The organism is Shewanella sp. N2AIL (assembly GCF_022690845.1).
Classification (GTDB): Bacteria; Pseudomonadota; Gammaproteobacteria; order Enterobacterales; family Shewanellaceae; genus Shewanella; species Shewanella baltica.
In genome coordinates, this window is record NZ_JALBYT010000123.1 from 1 (window position 1) to 255 (window position 255).

1 rRNA gene is annotated in these 255 nt (G+C 53.7%); it reads left to right on the forward strand.

The features are described 5' to 3' along the window. Positions 1-48: 48 nt before the first annotated feature. Positions 49-255 (forward strand): 16S ribosomal RNA (locus tag MO387_RS21005); the annotation flags it as partial.

The window sequence follows — 255 nt, forward strand, 5'->3', positions numbered from 1 at the left end:
CAGAATTCATTGAGCCGCTGAAGTCGCAAGACGGAAGCAACAAAACTTTAATTGAAGAGTTTGATCATGGCTCAGATTGAACGCTGGCGGCAGGCCTAACACATGCAAGTCGAGCGGCAGCGGGAAGGTAGTTTACTATCTTTGCCGGCGAGCGGCGGACGGGTGAGTAATGCCTAGGGATCTGCCCAGTCGAGGGGGATAACAGTTGGAAACGACTGCTAATACCGCATACGCCCTACGGGGGAAAGGAGGGGA